General features: G+C 65.8%; 13 protein-coding genes. 9 read left to right on the top strand and 4 right to left on the bottom strand.

Annotated features, from left to right (window positions below):
• The first annotated feature begins 12 nt into the window (after positions 1 to 12).
• From R5H30_RS03035 to R5H30_RS03010, 6 genes are all read left to right on the top strand, one after another.
• Positions 13 to 1,152, top strand: a complete 1,140-nt coding sequence (locus R5H30_RS03035; protein ID WP_318326522.1) for an ABC transporter substrate-binding protein — start codon at positions 13 to 15, stop codon at positions 1,150 to 1,152.
• A gap of 89 nt (positions 1,153 to 1,241) precedes the next feature.
• Complete coding sequence (locus tag R5H30_RS03030) at positions 1,242 to 2,159, top strand: branched-chain amino acid ABC transporter permease (RefSeq protein ID WP_318326520.1); 918 nt, start codon at positions 1,242 to 1,244, stop codon at positions 2,157 to 2,159.
• Positions 2,159 to 3,142 (top strand): branched-chain amino acid ABC transporter permease, encoded by a 984-nt coding sequence (locus R5H30_RS03025; RefSeq protein WP_318326519.1) that lies wholly within the window; start codon positions 2,159 to 2,161, stop codon positions 3,140 to 3,142. The genes R5H30_RS03030 and R5H30_RS03025 overlap by 1 nt, the downstream gene beginning before the upstream one ends.
• Positions 3,135 to 3,890, top strand: coding sequence for an ABC transporter ATP-binding protein (locus R5H30_RS03020; RefSeq protein ID WP_318326518.1), 756 nt, complete (start codon positions 3,135 to 3,137; stop codon positions 3,888 to 3,890). The genes R5H30_RS03025 and R5H30_RS03020 overlap by 8 nt, the downstream gene beginning before the upstream one ends.
• The gene (locus R5H30_RS03015) at positions 3,887 to 4,576 is read left to right on the top strand and encodes an ABC transporter ATP-binding protein (RefSeq protein ID WP_318326517.1); all 690 of its coding nucleotides are present in this window, start codon (positions 3,887 to 3,889) and stop codon (positions 4,574 to 4,576) included. Before R5H30_RS03020 ends, R5H30_RS03015 begins: the two co-directional genes overlap by 4 nt.
• Positions 4,577 to 4,597: 21 nt before the next feature.
• Positions 4,598 to 4,996: a RidA family protein gene (locus tag R5H30_RS03010; protein ID WP_318326516.1), complete on the top strand. Its 399-nt coding sequence runs from the start codon at positions 4,598 to 4,600 to the stop codon at positions 4,994 to 4,996.
• A gap of 9 nt (positions 4,997 to 5,005) precedes the next feature.
• Here the strand turns inward: R5H30_RS03010 and R5H30_RS03005 are convergent, their stop codons facing one another.
• Entirely contained in the window at positions 5,006 to 5,764 is a 759-nt protein-coding gene (locus R5H30_RS03005) for an SDR family NAD(P)-dependent oxidoreductase (RefSeq protein ID WP_318326515.1), read from the bottom strand.
• Positions 5,765 to 6,047: 283 nt separating this feature from the next.
• On the opposite strand from R5H30_RS03005, the gene R5H30_RS03000 reads away from it, so the two are divergent.
• The 3 genes from R5H30_RS03000 (at position 6,048) to R5H30_RS02990 (ending at position 10,622) form a co-directional block, all read left to right on the top strand.
• The gene (locus tag R5H30_RS03000) at positions 6,048 to 7,622 is read left to right on the top strand and encodes a Re/Si-specific NAD(P)(+) transhydrogenase subunit alpha (protein ID WP_318326514.1); all 1,575 of its coding nucleotides are present in this window, start codon (positions 6,048 to 6,050) and stop codon (positions 7,620 to 7,622) included.
• Positions 7,623 to 7,635: 13 nt separating this feature from the next.
• Positions 7,636 to 9,132 carry an NAD(P)(+) transhydrogenase (Re/Si-specific) subunit beta gene (locus R5H30_RS02995; RefSeq protein ID WP_318326512.1) on the top strand — a complete coding sequence of 499 codons (1,497 nt, stop codon included), beginning with the start codon at positions 7,636 to 7,638 and terminating at the stop codon, positions 9,130 to 9,132.
• Positions 9,133 to 9,338: 206 nt separating this feature from the next.
• Positions 9,339 to 10,622 carry a DUF3422 family protein gene (locus R5H30_RS02990; RefSeq protein WP_318326511.1) on the top strand — a complete coding sequence of 428 codons (1,284 nt, stop codon included), beginning with the start codon at positions 9,339 to 9,341 and terminating at the stop codon, positions 10,620 to 10,622.
• Between the two features lie 80 nt (positions 10,623 to 10,702).
• Here the strand turns inward: R5H30_RS02990 and R5H30_RS02985 are convergent, their stop codons facing one another.
• From R5H30_RS02985 to R5H30_RS02975, 3 genes are all read right to left on the bottom strand, one after another.
• On the bottom strand, positions 10,703 to 11,689 hold the full coding sequence (locus R5H30_RS02985) for an ABC transporter permease (protein WP_318326510.1): 987 nt from the start codon (positions 11,687 to 11,689) through the stop codon (positions 10,703 to 10,705).
• Positions 11,682 to 12,689: an ABC transporter permease gene (locus tag R5H30_RS02980; protein ID WP_318326509.1), complete on the bottom strand. Its 1,008-nt coding sequence runs from the start codon at positions 12,687 to 12,689 to the stop codon at positions 11,682 to 11,684. The genes R5H30_RS02985 and R5H30_RS02980 overlap by 8 nt, the downstream gene beginning before the upstream one ends.
• Before the next feature lie 124 nt (positions 12,690 to 12,813).
• Positions 12,814 to 14,517, bottom strand: a complete 1,704-nt coding sequence (locus R5H30_RS02975; RefSeq protein WP_318326507.1) for a peptide ABC transporter substrate-binding protein — start codon at positions 14,515 to 14,517, stop codon at positions 12,814 to 12,816.
• Positions 14,518 to 14,675 lie beyond the last annotated feature (158 nt).

Here is a 14,675-nt window from a genome sequence, read left to right as displayed (position 1 = left end):
AGGGAGAACGACATGAAACTCAGATCACTGATCCTCGCCGCGGGCCTTGCGGCCCTCGGCACCGGGGCTTTCGCCGAAGGCAAGGTCAAGGTCGGCATGATCACGACGCTTTCGGGTGGCGGGGCGGGCCTTGGCATCGATGTGCGCGACGGCTTTCTGCTGGCCGCCAAGATGGCCGGAAACGAAAATCTCGAGATCGTCGTCGAGGACGACCAGCGCAAGCCCGAGATCGCGGTGCAGCTGGCCGACAAGATGATCCAATCCGAAAAGGTCGATGTGCTGACCGGCATCATCTGGTCGAACCTTGCTATGGCCGTGGTGCCGGCGGCGACCGGGCAGGGCAAGTTCTACCTCTCGCCCAACGCCGGGCCGAGCGCGCTGGCCGGGCAGGGCTGCAGCCCGCTCTATTTCAACGTCGCCTGGCAGAACGACGCGCTGCACGAAGCAGCGGGCGCCTATGCCAACGAGGCAGGCTTTGCGAAAAGCTTCATCATGGCTCCGAACTACCCGGCGGGCCAGGACGCGCTGACCGGCTACAAGCGCTTCTACGAGGGGGAGGTGGCCGAGGAAGTCTACACCAAGCTCGGCCAGACCGACTATGCCGCCGAGATCGCGCAGATCCGCGCCTCGGGGGCCGACAGCGTCTATTTCTTCCTGCCCGGCGGCATGGGGATCTCGTTTCTCAAGCAATACGCGGGCAGCGGTGTCGACATCCCGCTGATCGGACCGGCGTTCAGCTTCGACCAGGGCATTCTGCAGGCGGTGGGCGACGCGGCGCTGGGCGTCAAGAACACCTCGCAATGGAGCAAGGACATCGACAACCCGGCGAACAAAGAGTTCGTCGAGGCGTTCCAGGCGGAGTACGACCGCTTGCCGTCGCTCTACGCCAGCCAGGGCTATGACACCGCCCTGTTGCTGCTGAGCGCCATCGAGAAGGCGGACGTCTCGGACCAGGCAGCGTTCCAGGCGGCGCTGGAAGAGGCCGATTTCGACTCGACCCGTGGCAAGTTTTCCTTCGGGCCGAACCACCACCCTGTGCAGGACGTCTACGTGCGCGAAGTGATCAAGGAAGGCGAGGTCTACACGAACAAGATCATCGCCACCTCGCTCACCGACCACACCGACGCCTACGCGGAAGAGTGCAAGTTCTGAGCTGACACTTCACAGAAGCCATCCACGCGGTGCCCCGGCCGGACCGGGGCACCGGACACCACCGCCTTGCCCGGAAAGGACGCGACCCGATGACGCTGCTTCTGCTCCTCGAACAGGTGCTGAACGGGCTTCAGTTCGGCGTGATGCTGTTCCTGATGGCGGCGGGGCTCACGCTGATCTTCGGGGTCATGGGGCTGATCAACCTCGCGCATGGCTCGCTCTACATGGTCGGTGCCTTCGCCGCGGCGGGTGTGGCGAGCGCTACGGGATCCTTCGTTCTGGCGCTGGCGGCGAGCCTTGCCGCCGCCGCGGCCGCGGGGGCCATCGTCGAACTGCTGGTGATCCGCAGGCTCTATGATCGCGACCACCTAGACCAGGTCCTTGCCACCTTCGCGCTGATCCTGATTTTTTCGGAAGGCACGCGCTGGCTCTTCGGATCCTTCCCGCTCTATCTCGACATTCCCGCCGCGCTTTCCGGCCCCGTCACGCTGCCTGGCGGCATCCAGTACCCCGCCTACCGGCTGCTCATCATCGCCATCGGACTTGCCGTCGCCTTCGGCCTCTTCCAGCTGATCGCGCGTACCCGGATCGGCATCCGCATCCGCGCCGGCGAAAGCGACCGCGAGATGATCGCGGCGCTGGGCGTCGACATCTCGAAACTCTACACCATCGTCTTCGCGCTCGGCGCGGCGCTGGCGGGGCTTGCCGGAGCGCTGGTGGGCGCGATCCAGTCGGTTCAGGTCGGCATGGGCGAGCCGGTGCTGATCCTCGCCTTCGTCGTCATCGTCATCGGCGGCATCGGCTCGATCAAGGGCGCGCTGGTGGGCGGGCTGCTGGTCGGACTGACCGACACGTTGGGCAAGGTTTTGCTGCCGATCCTTTTCGGCACCTTCATGGAGCCGTCCGAAGCCACCGCCATCGGGTCGGCGCTGGCGTCGATGTCGATCTACATCCTGATGGCGGGCGTGCTGCTGTTCCGGCCCACCGGTCTTTACGGAGTGGCCTGATGCACCGCGCCTCCCTCATCAATGCTGTGCTTTTTGCCCTGCTGCCGGTGACGGCGGCGGTCGCCCTGGCGCTGGACGAGCCGTTCATCATCACCCTGACGACCAAGGTCGCGATCCTCGCGCTGGCCGGCGTCGGGCTCAACATCGCGCTTGGGCTCGGCGGGCTGGTCAGCCTCGGGCATGCCGCCTTCTTCGGGATCGGCGGCTACGCAATGGGCATTCTCGCCAGCCACGCGCAAAGCTACACGCCGCTGATGGACGTCCCGTTCCTGATCGAGGGCACCAAGTCGATGCCGGTGATCTGGCTTGTCGCGCTGGTCAGTAGCGCGCTTGCGGCGCTGGCCATCGGGGCGCTGTCGCTGCGCACTTCGGGCGTCTACTTTATCATGATCACGCTCGCCTTCGGGCAGATGCTCTACTATTTCGCGATTAGCTGGCCGGCCTATGGCGGCGAGGACGGGCTGTCGGTCTACGTGCGCAACGAGTTTCCGGGGCTGAACACGCTCGACCCGATCCAGTTCTTCGGCCTCTGCTTCGTCGTGCTGGCGCTGGCGCTCTTTCTCGCAGGTCGGCTTGCGCGGTCGCCCTTCGGCCTCGCGCTGTCGGCGGCGCGCCAGAACGCCGAGCGCGTGGCGACGGTGGGGCTCTCGCCCTACCGGCTGCGGCTGGTGGCCTTCGTCATCTCGGGTGCGCTGACCGGACTGGCCGGGGCGCTTTTTGCCGACCTCAACCGTTTCGTCAGCCCGACAATGCTGAGCTGGCAGACCTCGGGCGAGATCATGATCTTCGTGATCCTCGGCGGGGTGGGGCGGCTTTTCGGCCCGGTCGCGGGGGCGGCCCTGTTCATCCTGCTCGAACACGTGCTCGGAGGGCTGTCGGAATTCTGGCACGTGTACCTCGGCCTGCTGCTCTTGCTTGTGGTGCTTTTTGCCCGCGGCGGCATGATCGGCAGCCTTGCGGGCCGTGAGGTCGCCCATGACTGAATCGCTTCTCGACATCCGCGGGCTGAGCAAGTCCTTCGGCGCGCTCACGGCGACCGACGACGTGTCTCTGACGCTGAGGCCGGGCGAGATCCACGCCCTGATCGGCCCGAACGGCGCGGGCAAGTCGACCCTGATCAAGCAGATCGCCGGCAACCTCGCCCCGGACGCCGGTGAGGTGCATTTCGGCGGGCGCGACGTGACGCCCCTCGACACCGTGCAGCGGGCGCGGCTGGGTTTGGGGCGCACCTTCCAGATCTCGTCGCTGGCGATGGAATGCACGGTGCTCCAGAACGCCATGCTGGGCGCCTTGGGGCAACGCGGCACGGTCTGGCGCTTTTTCACCCCGGTGATGGGCGACAGGGCCCTGCGCGCGCGTGCCGAAGCGGCGCTGGAACGGGTCGGGCTCGCCGATCAGGCGGCGCGGCGCACGGCAGATCTGTCCCACGGCCAGCGGCGGCTGCTCGAGGTCGCCGTGGCGCTGACGCTCAGCCCGCGGGCCTTCCTGATGGACGAGCCGATGGCGGGGCTCGGCACCGACGGGTCGAAGACGCTGACCGGCTTTCTCGACGGCTTGCGCGGCGAAGCGCCGATCCTGCTGGTCGAACACGACATGGACGCGGTTTTCGCGCTGGCCGACCGCATCTCGGTGCTGGTCTACGGCAAGGTCATCGCGACCGGCACCGCCGACCAGATCCGCGCCAACCCGGATGTCCGCGAGGCCTATCTCGGGACGGAGGACGCCGCGTGAGCCTGCTGTCGCTTCAGGGGATCGAAGCCTTCTACGGACCGAGCCAGGCGCTTTTCGGTGTCGATCTCGAGGTCGGCGAAGGCGAGGTCTGCGCGCTGATGGGGCGCAACGGCATGGGCAAGTCCTCGACCGTCAAGGTGATCTGCCGGATGCTGAAGCATTCGGGCGGTACCCTGCGGTTCGCGGGCGAGGACATCGCGGGCCTGCCGTCCTTCAAGGCCGCGCGTCGTGGACTGGGGCTGGTGCCCGAGGGGCGGCGCTGTTTTCCGAACCTCACCGTGCGCGAGAACCTGATCGCAGCGGCGCGACCCGGAGACTGGACGCTCGACGGCGTGACCGGGCTTTTCCCGCGTCTGGCGGAGCGGCGCGACCAGATGGCGGCGTCGCTCTCGGGCGGCGAACAGCAGATGCTGGCGATCGGTCGCGCGCTGATGACCAATCCGCGCCTGATGATGCTCGACGAGGCGACCGAAGGCCTGGCCCCGGTGGTGCGGCAGGAGATCTGGGCGGCGGTGCGCCGCCTGAAGGCCGAAACCGGGCTGGCGCTGATCGTGGTGGACAAGTCGATCGCGGAACTGCGCGGGGTCGCGGACCGAGCGGTGGTGCTCGAACGCGGCGCGACGGTCTGGAGCGGGGCAATGGGCGCGCTCGATGCGAGCGTGGCGGAACGATATCTCGGCGTCTGAGCCGAAGCGAAAGGACAGGACATGGGACATCGGATCATTCACCCCGAGGGCTGGGCCCCGGCGAAAGGCTATGCCAACGGTGTGCTCTGCGCCGACGGTACGCTTTACGTCGGCGGTCAGATCGGCTGGACCGCGGAACAGGTGTTCGAGGCGCAGGATTTCATTGGGCAGATGCGCCAGGCCCTGCAGAACATTCGCGCCGTGGTCGAGGCGGCGGGCGGCACGCCGGAAGACCTCGTGCGGCTAACCTGGTATGTGACCGACAAGGCGGAGTATCTCGCGCACCAGGGCGAGGTCGGACGCGCCTATCGCGATGTCATGGGCCGGCATTTCCCGGCGATGACGATGGTCGTGGTCAAGGAACTGGTCGAGGACGCGGCGCGTGTCGAGATCGAAGCGACCGCGGTGATCGCGCAGTAGGGCGCGCAGCTACATCATGCCGCCGGCGATCTCGATGGCCTGACCGTTCACGCTTTCGGATCCGGGCGAGACCAGCCAGGCGGCGGCGGCGGCGACCTCCTCGGGGCGGATCAGGCGACGGTGCCGGTTGGCCGAGACCATGATCTCGCGCGCCTCGTCGGCGCTCACCCCGGCGCGCTGCGAGATCGAGGCGGTGTTGCGGTCCACGATCTCGGTATCGACGTAGGCCGGGCAGAGCGCGTTGAAGGTGATGGGCCTGCCGAGATAATCCTCGCTCAGCGCCCGGATCAGCCCGACCATGCCGTGTTTCGAGGCGGTGTAGCAGGCCGCCCCGGGCAGACCGCGCAGACCCGCGACCGAGGCCACGGCGATTACCCGGCCCCAGTCGGTCTCGCGCATCGACTTGAGGCTTTCGCGGATGGTCAGGAATGCGCCGTCGAGGTTGGTGGCCATCATGTTGCGCCAGAACGCGAGGTCCATCTTGTGCACCGCCCGGCCTTCGGCGATGCCGGCATTGGCGATGCAGACCTGCACCGGGCCCCGTTCAGCCACGGCCGCGGCCACCTTGTCGATGACATCCGCCTCGTCGCGCACGTCCATCGCGAGGCCGAACAGGCCCGCGCTCTCGGCGGCCACGGTGTCGAGCACCTCCTGCCGCCGCCCGGTGATCGTGACCTGCGCCCCCTTGGCGGCGAGGTCGCGCGCGATGGCGAGCCCGATGCCGGTACCGCCGCCGGTGACCAGTGCATGTTTGCCCTCGAGTGTCATGTTCGCGCCCTCTCTGCTGCCCCGCGCAGACTATGCGACCGGGTCCGGAGCGCAAGCTGCGATCGCGGGACCTTCGTCGGGGTTACGGTCCATGCGATCCCGGGCGAAAACCGCCGCGGCGCCACCCGGTTGCAGCCTCCGCAGGCACGAAGGCATCACAGGCCGGATTGTTAGCGTGTGACAGGACGTGGTTCGCTTGTGACGGGCATCCGGGCAAGCTAGTGGACATGGAACCCGCAGACGGCATTATGGGCGGGACGAGACTTTCAAGGGGGAGATCCAGGTGAAAATCGGGACACCGAAAGAGACCTTTCCGGGCGAGCGCCGCGTGGCGATGACACCGGAAAGCGCGGCGCAGTTGCAAAAGCTCGGGCATGACTGCCTGATCGAGGCGGGTGCCGGGAAGGACGCCGGCTTTGCCGACGCGGATTACGAGGCGGCAGGCGTGAGTGTGGTCAAGACCGCGCCGGCGCTCTGGAAGGAAGCCGAGGTCATCGCCAAGGTGCGCGCGCCGAGCGAGGCCGAAATCAAACGCCTCAAGGCCGGACACACGCTGATCTCGTTCTTCAACCCGGCGGGCAACACCGAACTCATGGACGCGGCGGCGGCCAAGGGCGCGACGGTGATCGCGATGGACATGGTGCCGCGCATCAGCCGGGCGCAGAAGATGGACGCGCTGTCCTCGATGGCCAACATCGCCGGCTACCGCGCCGTGATCGAGGCCGGCGGCAACTTCGGACGCTTCTTCACCGGCCAGGTGACGGCGGCAGGCAAGGTGCCGCCCGCCAAGGTGCTGGTCATCGGCGCAGGCGTCGCGGGGCTTGCCGCGATCGGCACCGCGACCAGCCTCGGCGCGATTACCTACGCCTTCGACGTGCGGCCCGAAGTGGCCGAGCAGATCGAATCGATGGGCGCAGAATTCGTCTTTCTCGACTTCGAGGAAAGCGGCCAGGACAGTTCGGCCACGGGCGGCTACGCGGCCCCGTCCTCACCCGAGTTCCGCGAAAAGCAGCTCGAGAAATTCCGCGAGATGGCGCCCGACATGGACATCGTCATCTGCACCGCGCTGATCCCCAACCGCGAGGCGCCCGAGCTCTGGACCGAGGACATGGTCGCGGCGATGAAGTCGGGCTCGGTCATCGTCGATCTCGCCGCCGAGAAGGGCGGCAACTGCAAGCTGACCGTGCCGGACGAGAAGATCGTCACGGACAACGGCGTCACCATCGTCGGCTATACCGACTTCCCGTCGCGCATGGCGACGCAGGCCTCGTCGCTTTATGCCAGCAACATCCGTCACATGATGACCGATCTCACGCCAGAAAAGGACGGGGTCGTCGTGCATGACATGGAAGACGACGTGATCCGCGCCGCCACCATCGCGCATGGCAAGGAGGTGACCTATCCGCCACCGAAGCCCAAGGTCGCCGCGATCGCAGCCGCGCCGAAAAAGGAAAAGGTCAAGGAACTCACCGCGGAAGAGAAACGCGCCGCCGAACTCGACGCCTTCCGCCAGCAGACCAAGACGCAAGTCGGGCTGATTGCCGTGGCCGCAGTGCTGGTGTTGGCCGTGGGCCTCGTTGCCCCGGCAAGTTTTATGCAGCATTTCATCGTCTTCGTGCTCTCGGTCTTCATCGGCTTCCAGGTGATCTGGAACGTGGCACACAGCCTGCATACGCCGCTGATGGCCGTAACCAACGCCATCTCGTCGATCATCATCCTGGGCGCGCTGATCCAGATCGGGTCGAGCTCACTGCTGATCACGCTGCTGGCCGCGCTCTCGATCTTCATGGCGTCGATCAACATCTTCGGCGGCTTCCTCGTCACCCGGCGCATGCTCGCCATGTTCCAGAAATCGTAAGGGGTAGAGGATCATGGAATACGGATTCACGATTGCGGCCTACGCGGTCGCGGCAGTTCTCTTCATCCTCAGCCTCGGCGGCCTGAGCAACCAGGAAAGCGCCAAGCGCGCGGTCTGGTACGGCATCGCCGGCATGGCGATCGCCGTGCTCGCCACGCTGGTCGGACCCGGCTCGGGGCTCTGGCTTGTCTCGCTGGTCCTGGTGGCGCTGGGCGCCGGTGTCGGCCATCAACTCGCCACGCGGGTGCAGATGACTCAGATGCCCGAGCTTGTCGCCATCATGCACAGCCTCGTCGGCCTGGCGGCGGTCTTCGTCGGCTTCAACGCCGACATCATGATCAACACCATGCAGGCGCTTTTTGCCGAAAACGCGCTGGTGCTGGGCGATACCGGGCCCGACGGCTATACCGCCATCGCCTTGCCCAAGGAGATCTACGACGGCCTCTCGGCCTTCGGGCAACTCATCGCCAAGAAGACGTCGGTCGAGATCACCATCCTGCGAGTCGAACTTGTCTTGGGCATCTGGATCGGGGCGGTGACCTTCACCGGTTCGGTGATCGCCTATGGCAAGCTCGCGGGCAAGGTGAACAGCGCCGCGAAGAAACTGCCCGGCGGGCACCTGTTGAACGCGGCCGCGGCGGCGCTTTCGGTGATCTTCGCCGCGATGTACCTCGGCGGCGCCGGGTCCTGGACGCTGGTTCTGCTGACGCTGCTGGCGCTTTTCATCGGCTACCACCTGATCATGGGTATTGGCGGTGCGGACATGCCGGTGGTGGTCTCGATGCTGAACTCCTACTCCGGCTGGGCGGCGGCGGCCATCGGCTTCAGCCTCGGCAACGATCTGCTGATCGTCGTCGGGGCGCTGGTGGGCTCTTCGGGCGCGATCCTGAGCTACATCATGTGCAAGGCGATGAACCGCAGCTTCGTCTCGGTCATCCTCGGCGGTTTCGGGGGCACTGGCGGCCCGGCCCAGGAGGTCGAGGGCGAACAGGTGGCCATCGACGCCGACGGCGTGGCGACGGCGCTCAACGAGGCCGACAGCGTCATCATCATCCCCGGCTACGGCATGGCCGTGGCCCAGGCGCAGGGCGCGGTCAGCGAGCTTGTGCGCAAGCTGCGCGGCAAGGGCAAGGAGGTGCGTTTCGCGATCCACCCGGTCGCCGGTCGCCTGCCGGGGCACATGAACGTGCTTCTGGCCGAGGCCAAGGTGCCCTACGACATCGTGCTCGAGATGGACGAGATCAATGACGACTTCCCCTCCACGGATGTCGCCATCGTCATCGGCTCGAACGACATCGTGAACCCGGCGGCCCAGGACGATCCCAACTCGCCCATCGCCGGGATGCCGGTGCTCGAATGCTGGAAGGCGAAACAGGTCTTCGTCTCGAAGCGCGGGCAGGGCACCGGGTATTCCGGCATCGAGAATCCGCTGTTCTTCAAAGACAACACTCGGATGTTCTACGGCGATGCCAAGGAAAGCCTCAACAAGCTGCTGCCGCTGATCGACTGAGCGTGGAGACAGATGCACGTCACGACAGGCGCGCCGCCCCGATGCGGCGCGCCTTTCCTTTTTCGGGACGCAGTTGCCGGGCGGACCAGCACAGTGCTGCGACGGGTGTCAAATGCCGCCGCATTCGGCCAAGTGATTGAAGATGCTTGCCGGAATGTTTGACATGGGACCAACGGCGGGCCAGCCTGCGGCCAACGGAGCTCCTGATGCCGCCCATCGCTGACCACCCCCTGCGCTACCGGCTCGCCAACGAGCTGCACGCCCGCCCGTTTCCGTCGATGGAGGCGCCGTCAACGGCCGTTTTCATTGCGATCAAGCAACCCGACGACGCCGTCAGCCGCGACCGCGAGAAGGACCTCGCACATCTCGTGGCCCTTCTCGATCGCTACGATGCCCCGCACCCCCAGCCGGGCGCCACGCATTACTACGGCCGCATCGGGCGCTACTGGCTGAAATGGGAACAGCACACCGAGTTCGTCACCTATACTGCTTTCGCCGAAGGGTCGGTGGCGCGTGCCTTCGACCCGGCGGCCTTCGACGTCTTTCCGCAGGACTGGCTTGCGCAGGCGCCGGGCCAGCGCATCACATCGACCATCGTCAACATCGTCGCCCGACCCGATACCGAGGCAGCGGTCTCCGCACACCTCGACGACTGGTTCGTCAGCGAAAGCCTCGCGGTGTCACGGGTCATCGACGATGCCGCGATCATCGCCGGGGATTTCCGCATCGACGAGAGCGGGCACCTGCGCTTCGCGGTCTTCGCCTCGGGGGGCACCGACGCGCGCCGCATCGGCCGTATCGTCCAACGCCTCTGCGAGATCGAGACCTACAAAGCCATGTCGATGCTCGGCTTTGCCCGGGTCCGCGCCATGCAGGACGATCTGAACGCGCTCGACACCCGCCTGACCGGGCTCATGGCCGCGATGGCCGACGAGACGGCGGCGGCCGAATCCACGCTGAACGATCTGCTGGCGATCTCCGCCGAACTCGAGGGACTGGCGGCGCGCGCCTCCTTCCGGTTCGGCGCCACGGGCGCCTACGAGGCTATCGTCGACCAGCGCATCGCCGCCTTGCGCGAAGAACGCTTCGGCGGTCGTCAGCATTTCGCCGAGTTCATGATGCGCCGCTACGCCCCGGCGATGCGCACCGTGCAATCGGCCGTGCGCCGGCTCGAAACCATGTCGCACCGCTCGGTGCGCGCCTCCGACCTGTTGCGGACCCGCGTCGACGTCGAACGCTCGGCCCAGAACCAGTCACTTCTGGAGAGCATGGACCGGCGCGCCGACATGCAATTGCGCTTGCAGAAGACGGTGGAAGGGCTCTCGACCGTTGCGATCAGCTATTACGCCGTGTCGCTTGCGGCCTATCTGCTCTATCCTTTTGCCGAAACGCTCGGAATGTCGCGCGGGGCGCTGACCGCCGCGGTCACGATCCCCATCGTGCTGATGGTCTGGTGGATGGTCCGCCGCGTCCGCGCCCACGTCACCTGACGTTCGGGTCCTCTCTGGTTCTCAAATATCCCGGGGGAGTCCCGCAGGGACGGGGGCAGCGCCCCCTGGCCAGCAGCAGGTCAGCGCCCCCGGATCCGCGGATCGAGCGCGTCGCGCAGACCGTCGCCGAGGTAGTTCACGCTGAGCACGGTGAGAGAGATCAGGAACCCGGGCAACATCACCCGTTCGGGAAACTCGGTCATCCGCGGCACCGCGTCCGACAGCAGCTTGCCCCAGGTCGGGAAATCCGACGGGAACCCGACCCCGAGGAACGACAGCGCGCTTTCGGTGATGATCGCCGTGGCCAGGCCAAGCGTCGCCGACACCATGATCGGCGAGATCACGTTGGGCAGCAGGTGACGGCGGATGATCTTGAACGGCGTGGTGCCGATCGAGCGGGCGGCGAGGACGAACTCGCGTTCCTTCAGTGCCAGGATGTCGCCACGCACGATCCGCGCGGTCTGCATCCACGAGGTGATCCCGATCACCGCGACGATCAGGATGAACATGCCACCCTCGGGTCCGAAATTCGCCCGCAGCGGTTGCCGGAACAGCGTCACGGCGACCAGCAGCAGCGGCAGGATCGGCAGCGACAAAAACAGGTCCGTAAGACGCATCAGCGGCCCGTCGAGGCGCTTGAAATAGCCCGCGCAGACGCCCACGGCGGTGCCGATCAGAAGCGACAGCACCATCGCCGTCCAGCCCACCGCCATCGAGGCGCGTCCACCTGCGATCAGCGTGGCGAGGATGTCGCGCCCGAGGTTGTCGGTGCCGGCAGGATGGTTCCAGCCGACCTTGGCCTCGCTGTCCCAGAGCGCGTGGTAGATCGGGCGCATGTCCTTGTTGCGGATGTCCAGCGCCTTGGGATCGACATTCCAGATCCAGCCGCCGAAGACGACGGCCAGCGTGATGAAAAGCAGGAACCCGCCACCGATCAGCGCGCCCTTGTGGCGCTTGAACTGGTCCCAGACGTCCTTCCACTGGCTGCGCGGTGCTTGCGGCGGCTCCTTGTCGCGCAGCGCGCCATAAGTCTGCAGGTCGGCTTCCGCAACGGAGTCTTCAGTCATAGCGGATCCTCGGGTCCATGATGCCGTAGAGAATGTCGGCGATCAGGTTGAAGAGCACGATCAGGATCGCGAAGATGAAGGTCAGCGTCATCACCATCGGCAGGTCGTTGGCGAAAAGCGCCGTGATCAGCAACTGCCCGATCCCGTTCACCTTGAACACCTGTTCGGTGATGATCGCACCGCCGAAGATCGCCGGGATCCCCAGCGCGATCACGGTGATCACCGGGATCATCGAGTTGCGCAGCACATGCACCATCACCACAGAGGTTTCCTTGAGCCCCTTGGCACGCGCCGTGCGCACATAATCTTGGTTGAGGTTGTCGAGCATCGAGGCCCGCATGAAGCGGCTGATCTGCGCGGTTGTCTGCAGCGCCAGCACCATCACCGGCATGATCATCTGTTGCAGCTGCACCTTGAAGCTGTCCCAGTCGTTCACCACGTGCGTGGTATCGTAGATCGAGGGGAACCAGCCGAGCTGGACCGAGAATATCACGATCACCAGCACGCCCGAGAAGAACGGCGGAACGGAAAAGCCGATCATCGACACGAAGGTCCCGGCCTGGTCGAAAAGCGAATACTGCTTGTAGGCCGAATAGATGCCGATCGGCAGCGCGATCAGCACGCCGACGACGTAGGCCAGCCCGACCACCCAGAGCGTCTGCGGCAGGCGCTGGACCACGATGTCCATCACCGGCGAGCGGGTCTGCCAGGAGATCACCCGCAGCTTGCCCTCGGCGAAGGTCGTTCCGAAGTAGTGGTCGACGAGGTTCAGCGGCTCGATCCAGAAGAACTGCACCAGCCACTTGAGGTACTGGATGTGGATTGGCTGCCCCAGTCCCAGCGCCTCGCGCATCTGCTGCTTGACCTCGGGCGGGACCGTCAGCGGCACCTGCGCCATCGGGTCGCCGGGGGCGAGTTGCAGCAACAGGAAGATCACCAGGCTGATGAAGAGCAGGGTCGGGATCGCCAGAACCAGCCTTCGGACGGTGAATGTCAGCATGCGCGCTGCCTTTTCGGGTCAGTCTTGTCTTTGTGACCGTGCCTGCCGGACGCCGGGGCCGCAAGCACGGGGTCGTTGAATGCAATACGGGCGCGGCATCGCTGCCACGCCCGCACGCAATGGTTTACTTCACGCGGTACCAGTCGGCCACGTTCCAGAGCTCGGAATCCCAGGTGTTCAGGATCACGCCACCCAGGGTGACCGAGTGCGCCGAGACGCGACCACGGTCCACCAGCGGAACGATGGTGTAGCTTTCCTTGGTCAGCATGTCGTTGAGCTTCTTGGCGATCTCGCCGCGCTTGTCGAGTTCACCGGTGCGCGCCAGCTCGTCGAGCAGGGCGTCGTATTCCTCGCTGCAGAAGCGGTTGATGTTCTCACCCTGCCACTGCGAGGACGGCTTCGGCTCATTGCCGCAGCGGTACATCGACAGATAGGCCTGCGGATCGGTGCCGTCGAAGTTGTTCGCGTACATCTCGACGTCCGCGTAGAACTTCTGGAAGGTGTCGGGCGAACCGGGGTCACCGCCGAAGAACACCGACGCGTCGACGTTGCGCAGCTCGGTCTCGACGCCGATCTGGTTCCACCAGTCCTTGATCAGGGCCTGGAAGTCCTGGCGCACGGCATTGGTCGAGGTCTGGTAGAGCAGCGACAGCTTCATGCCGTCCTTCTCGCGGATGCCGTCGCCGTCGCTGTCGGTCCAGCCGGCTTCCTCGAGCAGCGCCTTGGCGCCTTCGAGATCCTGCGTCAGGCACTCGGTGTTGTCCGAGGCATAAAGCGCGGGCGCCGGAACCAGGTTGCAGGTCGCGCGACCGGCCTGTCCGTAGCCGACCTCGACCAGCAGTTCGCGGTCGATGGCCATCGACAGCGCCTGGCGCACCTTCATGTCGCTCAGGATCGGGTGCGGATGCGCAACCGTTGACCGCTCGCCTTCCGGCAAGTCGGGCGAGGGGTCGGTCATGTTCATCTCGATCCGCTCGACCAGCGTGCCGAAGGCTGCGACCGGAACGCCCTTGCCGGCCTCGGCCATCTTGGCCAGCACGTCGGGCGCAAGCTGCAGGTTCCAGGCGTAGTCGAACTCGCCGGTTTCAAGAACCGCGCGTCCGGCCGCCGTGGCATCGCCGCCGCCCTTGAAGGTCAGCGTCGCGAAGGCGGGTTTCGCCGGGTCGCGGAAGTTAGGGTTGGCCTCCATCTGGATCACGTCGTTGGGACGGAAATCCGTCACCACGAACGGACCGGTGCCAATGGGGCTGAAGTTGGCGTCAGTACATTCGGGCGCCTTGGCGCCGAGGCAGTCGGCGAACTGCGCGGCCTGGATGATCGGCGACTGGCCACCCATGAACGGGCCGTAGGGGTTCGGCTGCGGCTGGCTGAACGTCACCGTGACCGTCAGGTCGTCGACCGCTTCCACGGACTCCACGCCGTCGAACTTGGCGCGCTGGGCGCAGCCGCCTTCGGGATGCATGCAGTACTCGGCGGTGAACTTGACGTCGGCCGAGGTCACAGGGCTGCCATCGGACCACAGCAGATCGGGCTTGAGCTTCCAGGTGACCGAGGTGAGGTCCTCGCTCACGCCGCCGTTCTCGACGGTCGGGATTTCTTCGGCGAGGTAGGGCACGAGTGCGCCGTTCTGGTCGTATCGGCCGAGCGGTTCGATGATCAGCGAGGCGCTTTCGATGTCCTTGGTGCCGCCCGAGAGATAGGGGTTCAGGATCGACGGGGCCTGCCAGTAGATGATGTTGACGTGACCGTCCGAGCCGCGCTCGGCCAGGGCGGCCGGGGCCAGTGCGGTTGTCGCGATCGCCCCCATCAATAGGGTTTTTAGTTTCATGTCATACTCCATGTTGGACACATTCGTGCCGTTTCGCACCGTGGACTCGCCCGGCGCTGTTTTTGACGATCAAGGGGGATGTGATGCCGCTTCACCCAGAGCGGGGAAAGCTTCTCATTTTCGTTCGCCCCCAGAAACGCATGGCGTCATCCAACCAC

The organism is Roseobacter sp. FCG-D35, from assembly GCF_033436665.1.
GTDB lineage: Bacteria > Pseudomonadota > Alphaproteobacteria > Rhodobacterales > Rhodobacteraceae > JAWQFO01.
This window is presented reverse-complemented; position numbering and strand designations above follow the sequence as displayed.

What these genes read in the sequence shown, in the direction of transcription:
- R5H30_RS02980 (WP_318326509.1), bottom strand. Translation starts at nt 12,689, where the DNA reads ATGCTGACATTCACCGTCCGAAGGCTGGTTCTGGCGATCCCGACCCTG.
- R5H30_RS03020 (WP_318326518.1), top strand. Translation starts at nt 3,135, where the DNA reads ATGACTGAATCGCTTCTCGACATCCGCGGGCTGAGCAAGTCCTTCGGC.
- R5H30_RS03030 (WP_318326520.1), top strand. Translation starts at nt 1,242, where the DNA reads ATGACGCTGCTTCTGCTCCTCGAACAGGTGCTGAACGGGCTTCAGTTC.
- R5H30_RS03025 (WP_318326519.1), top strand. Translation starts at nt 2,159, where the DNA reads ATGCACCGCGCCTCCCTCATCAATGCTGTGCTTTTTGCCCTGCTGCCG.
- R5H30_RS02990 (WP_318326511.1), top strand. Translation starts at nt 9,339, where the DNA reads ATGCCGCCCATCGCTGACCACCCCCTGCGCTACCGGCTCGCCAACGAG.
- R5H30_RS02985 (WP_318326510.1), bottom strand. Translation starts at nt 11,689, where the DNA reads ATGACTGAAGACTCCGTTGCGGAAGCCGACCTGCAGACTTATGGCGCG.
- R5H30_RS03010 (WP_318326516.1), top strand. Translation starts at nt 4,598, where the DNA reads ATGGGACATCGGATCATTCACCCCGAGGGCTGGGCCCCGGCGAAAGGC.
- R5H30_RS02995 (WP_318326512.1), top strand. Translation starts at nt 7,636, where the DNA reads ATGGAATACGGATTCACGATTGCGGCCTACGCGGTCGCGGCAGTTCTC.
- R5H30_RS03035 (WP_318326522.1), top strand. Translation starts at nt 13, where the DNA reads ATGAAACTCAGATCACTGATCCTCGCCGCGGGCCTTGCGGCCCTCGGC.
- R5H30_RS03005 (WP_318326515.1), bottom strand. Translation starts at nt 5,764, where the DNA reads ATGACACTCGAGGGCAAACATGCACTGGTCACCGGCGGCGGTACCGGC.
- R5H30_RS02975 (WP_318326507.1), bottom strand. Translation starts at nt 14,517, where the DNA reads ATGAAACTAAAAACCCTATTGATGGGGGCGATCGCGACAACCGCACTG.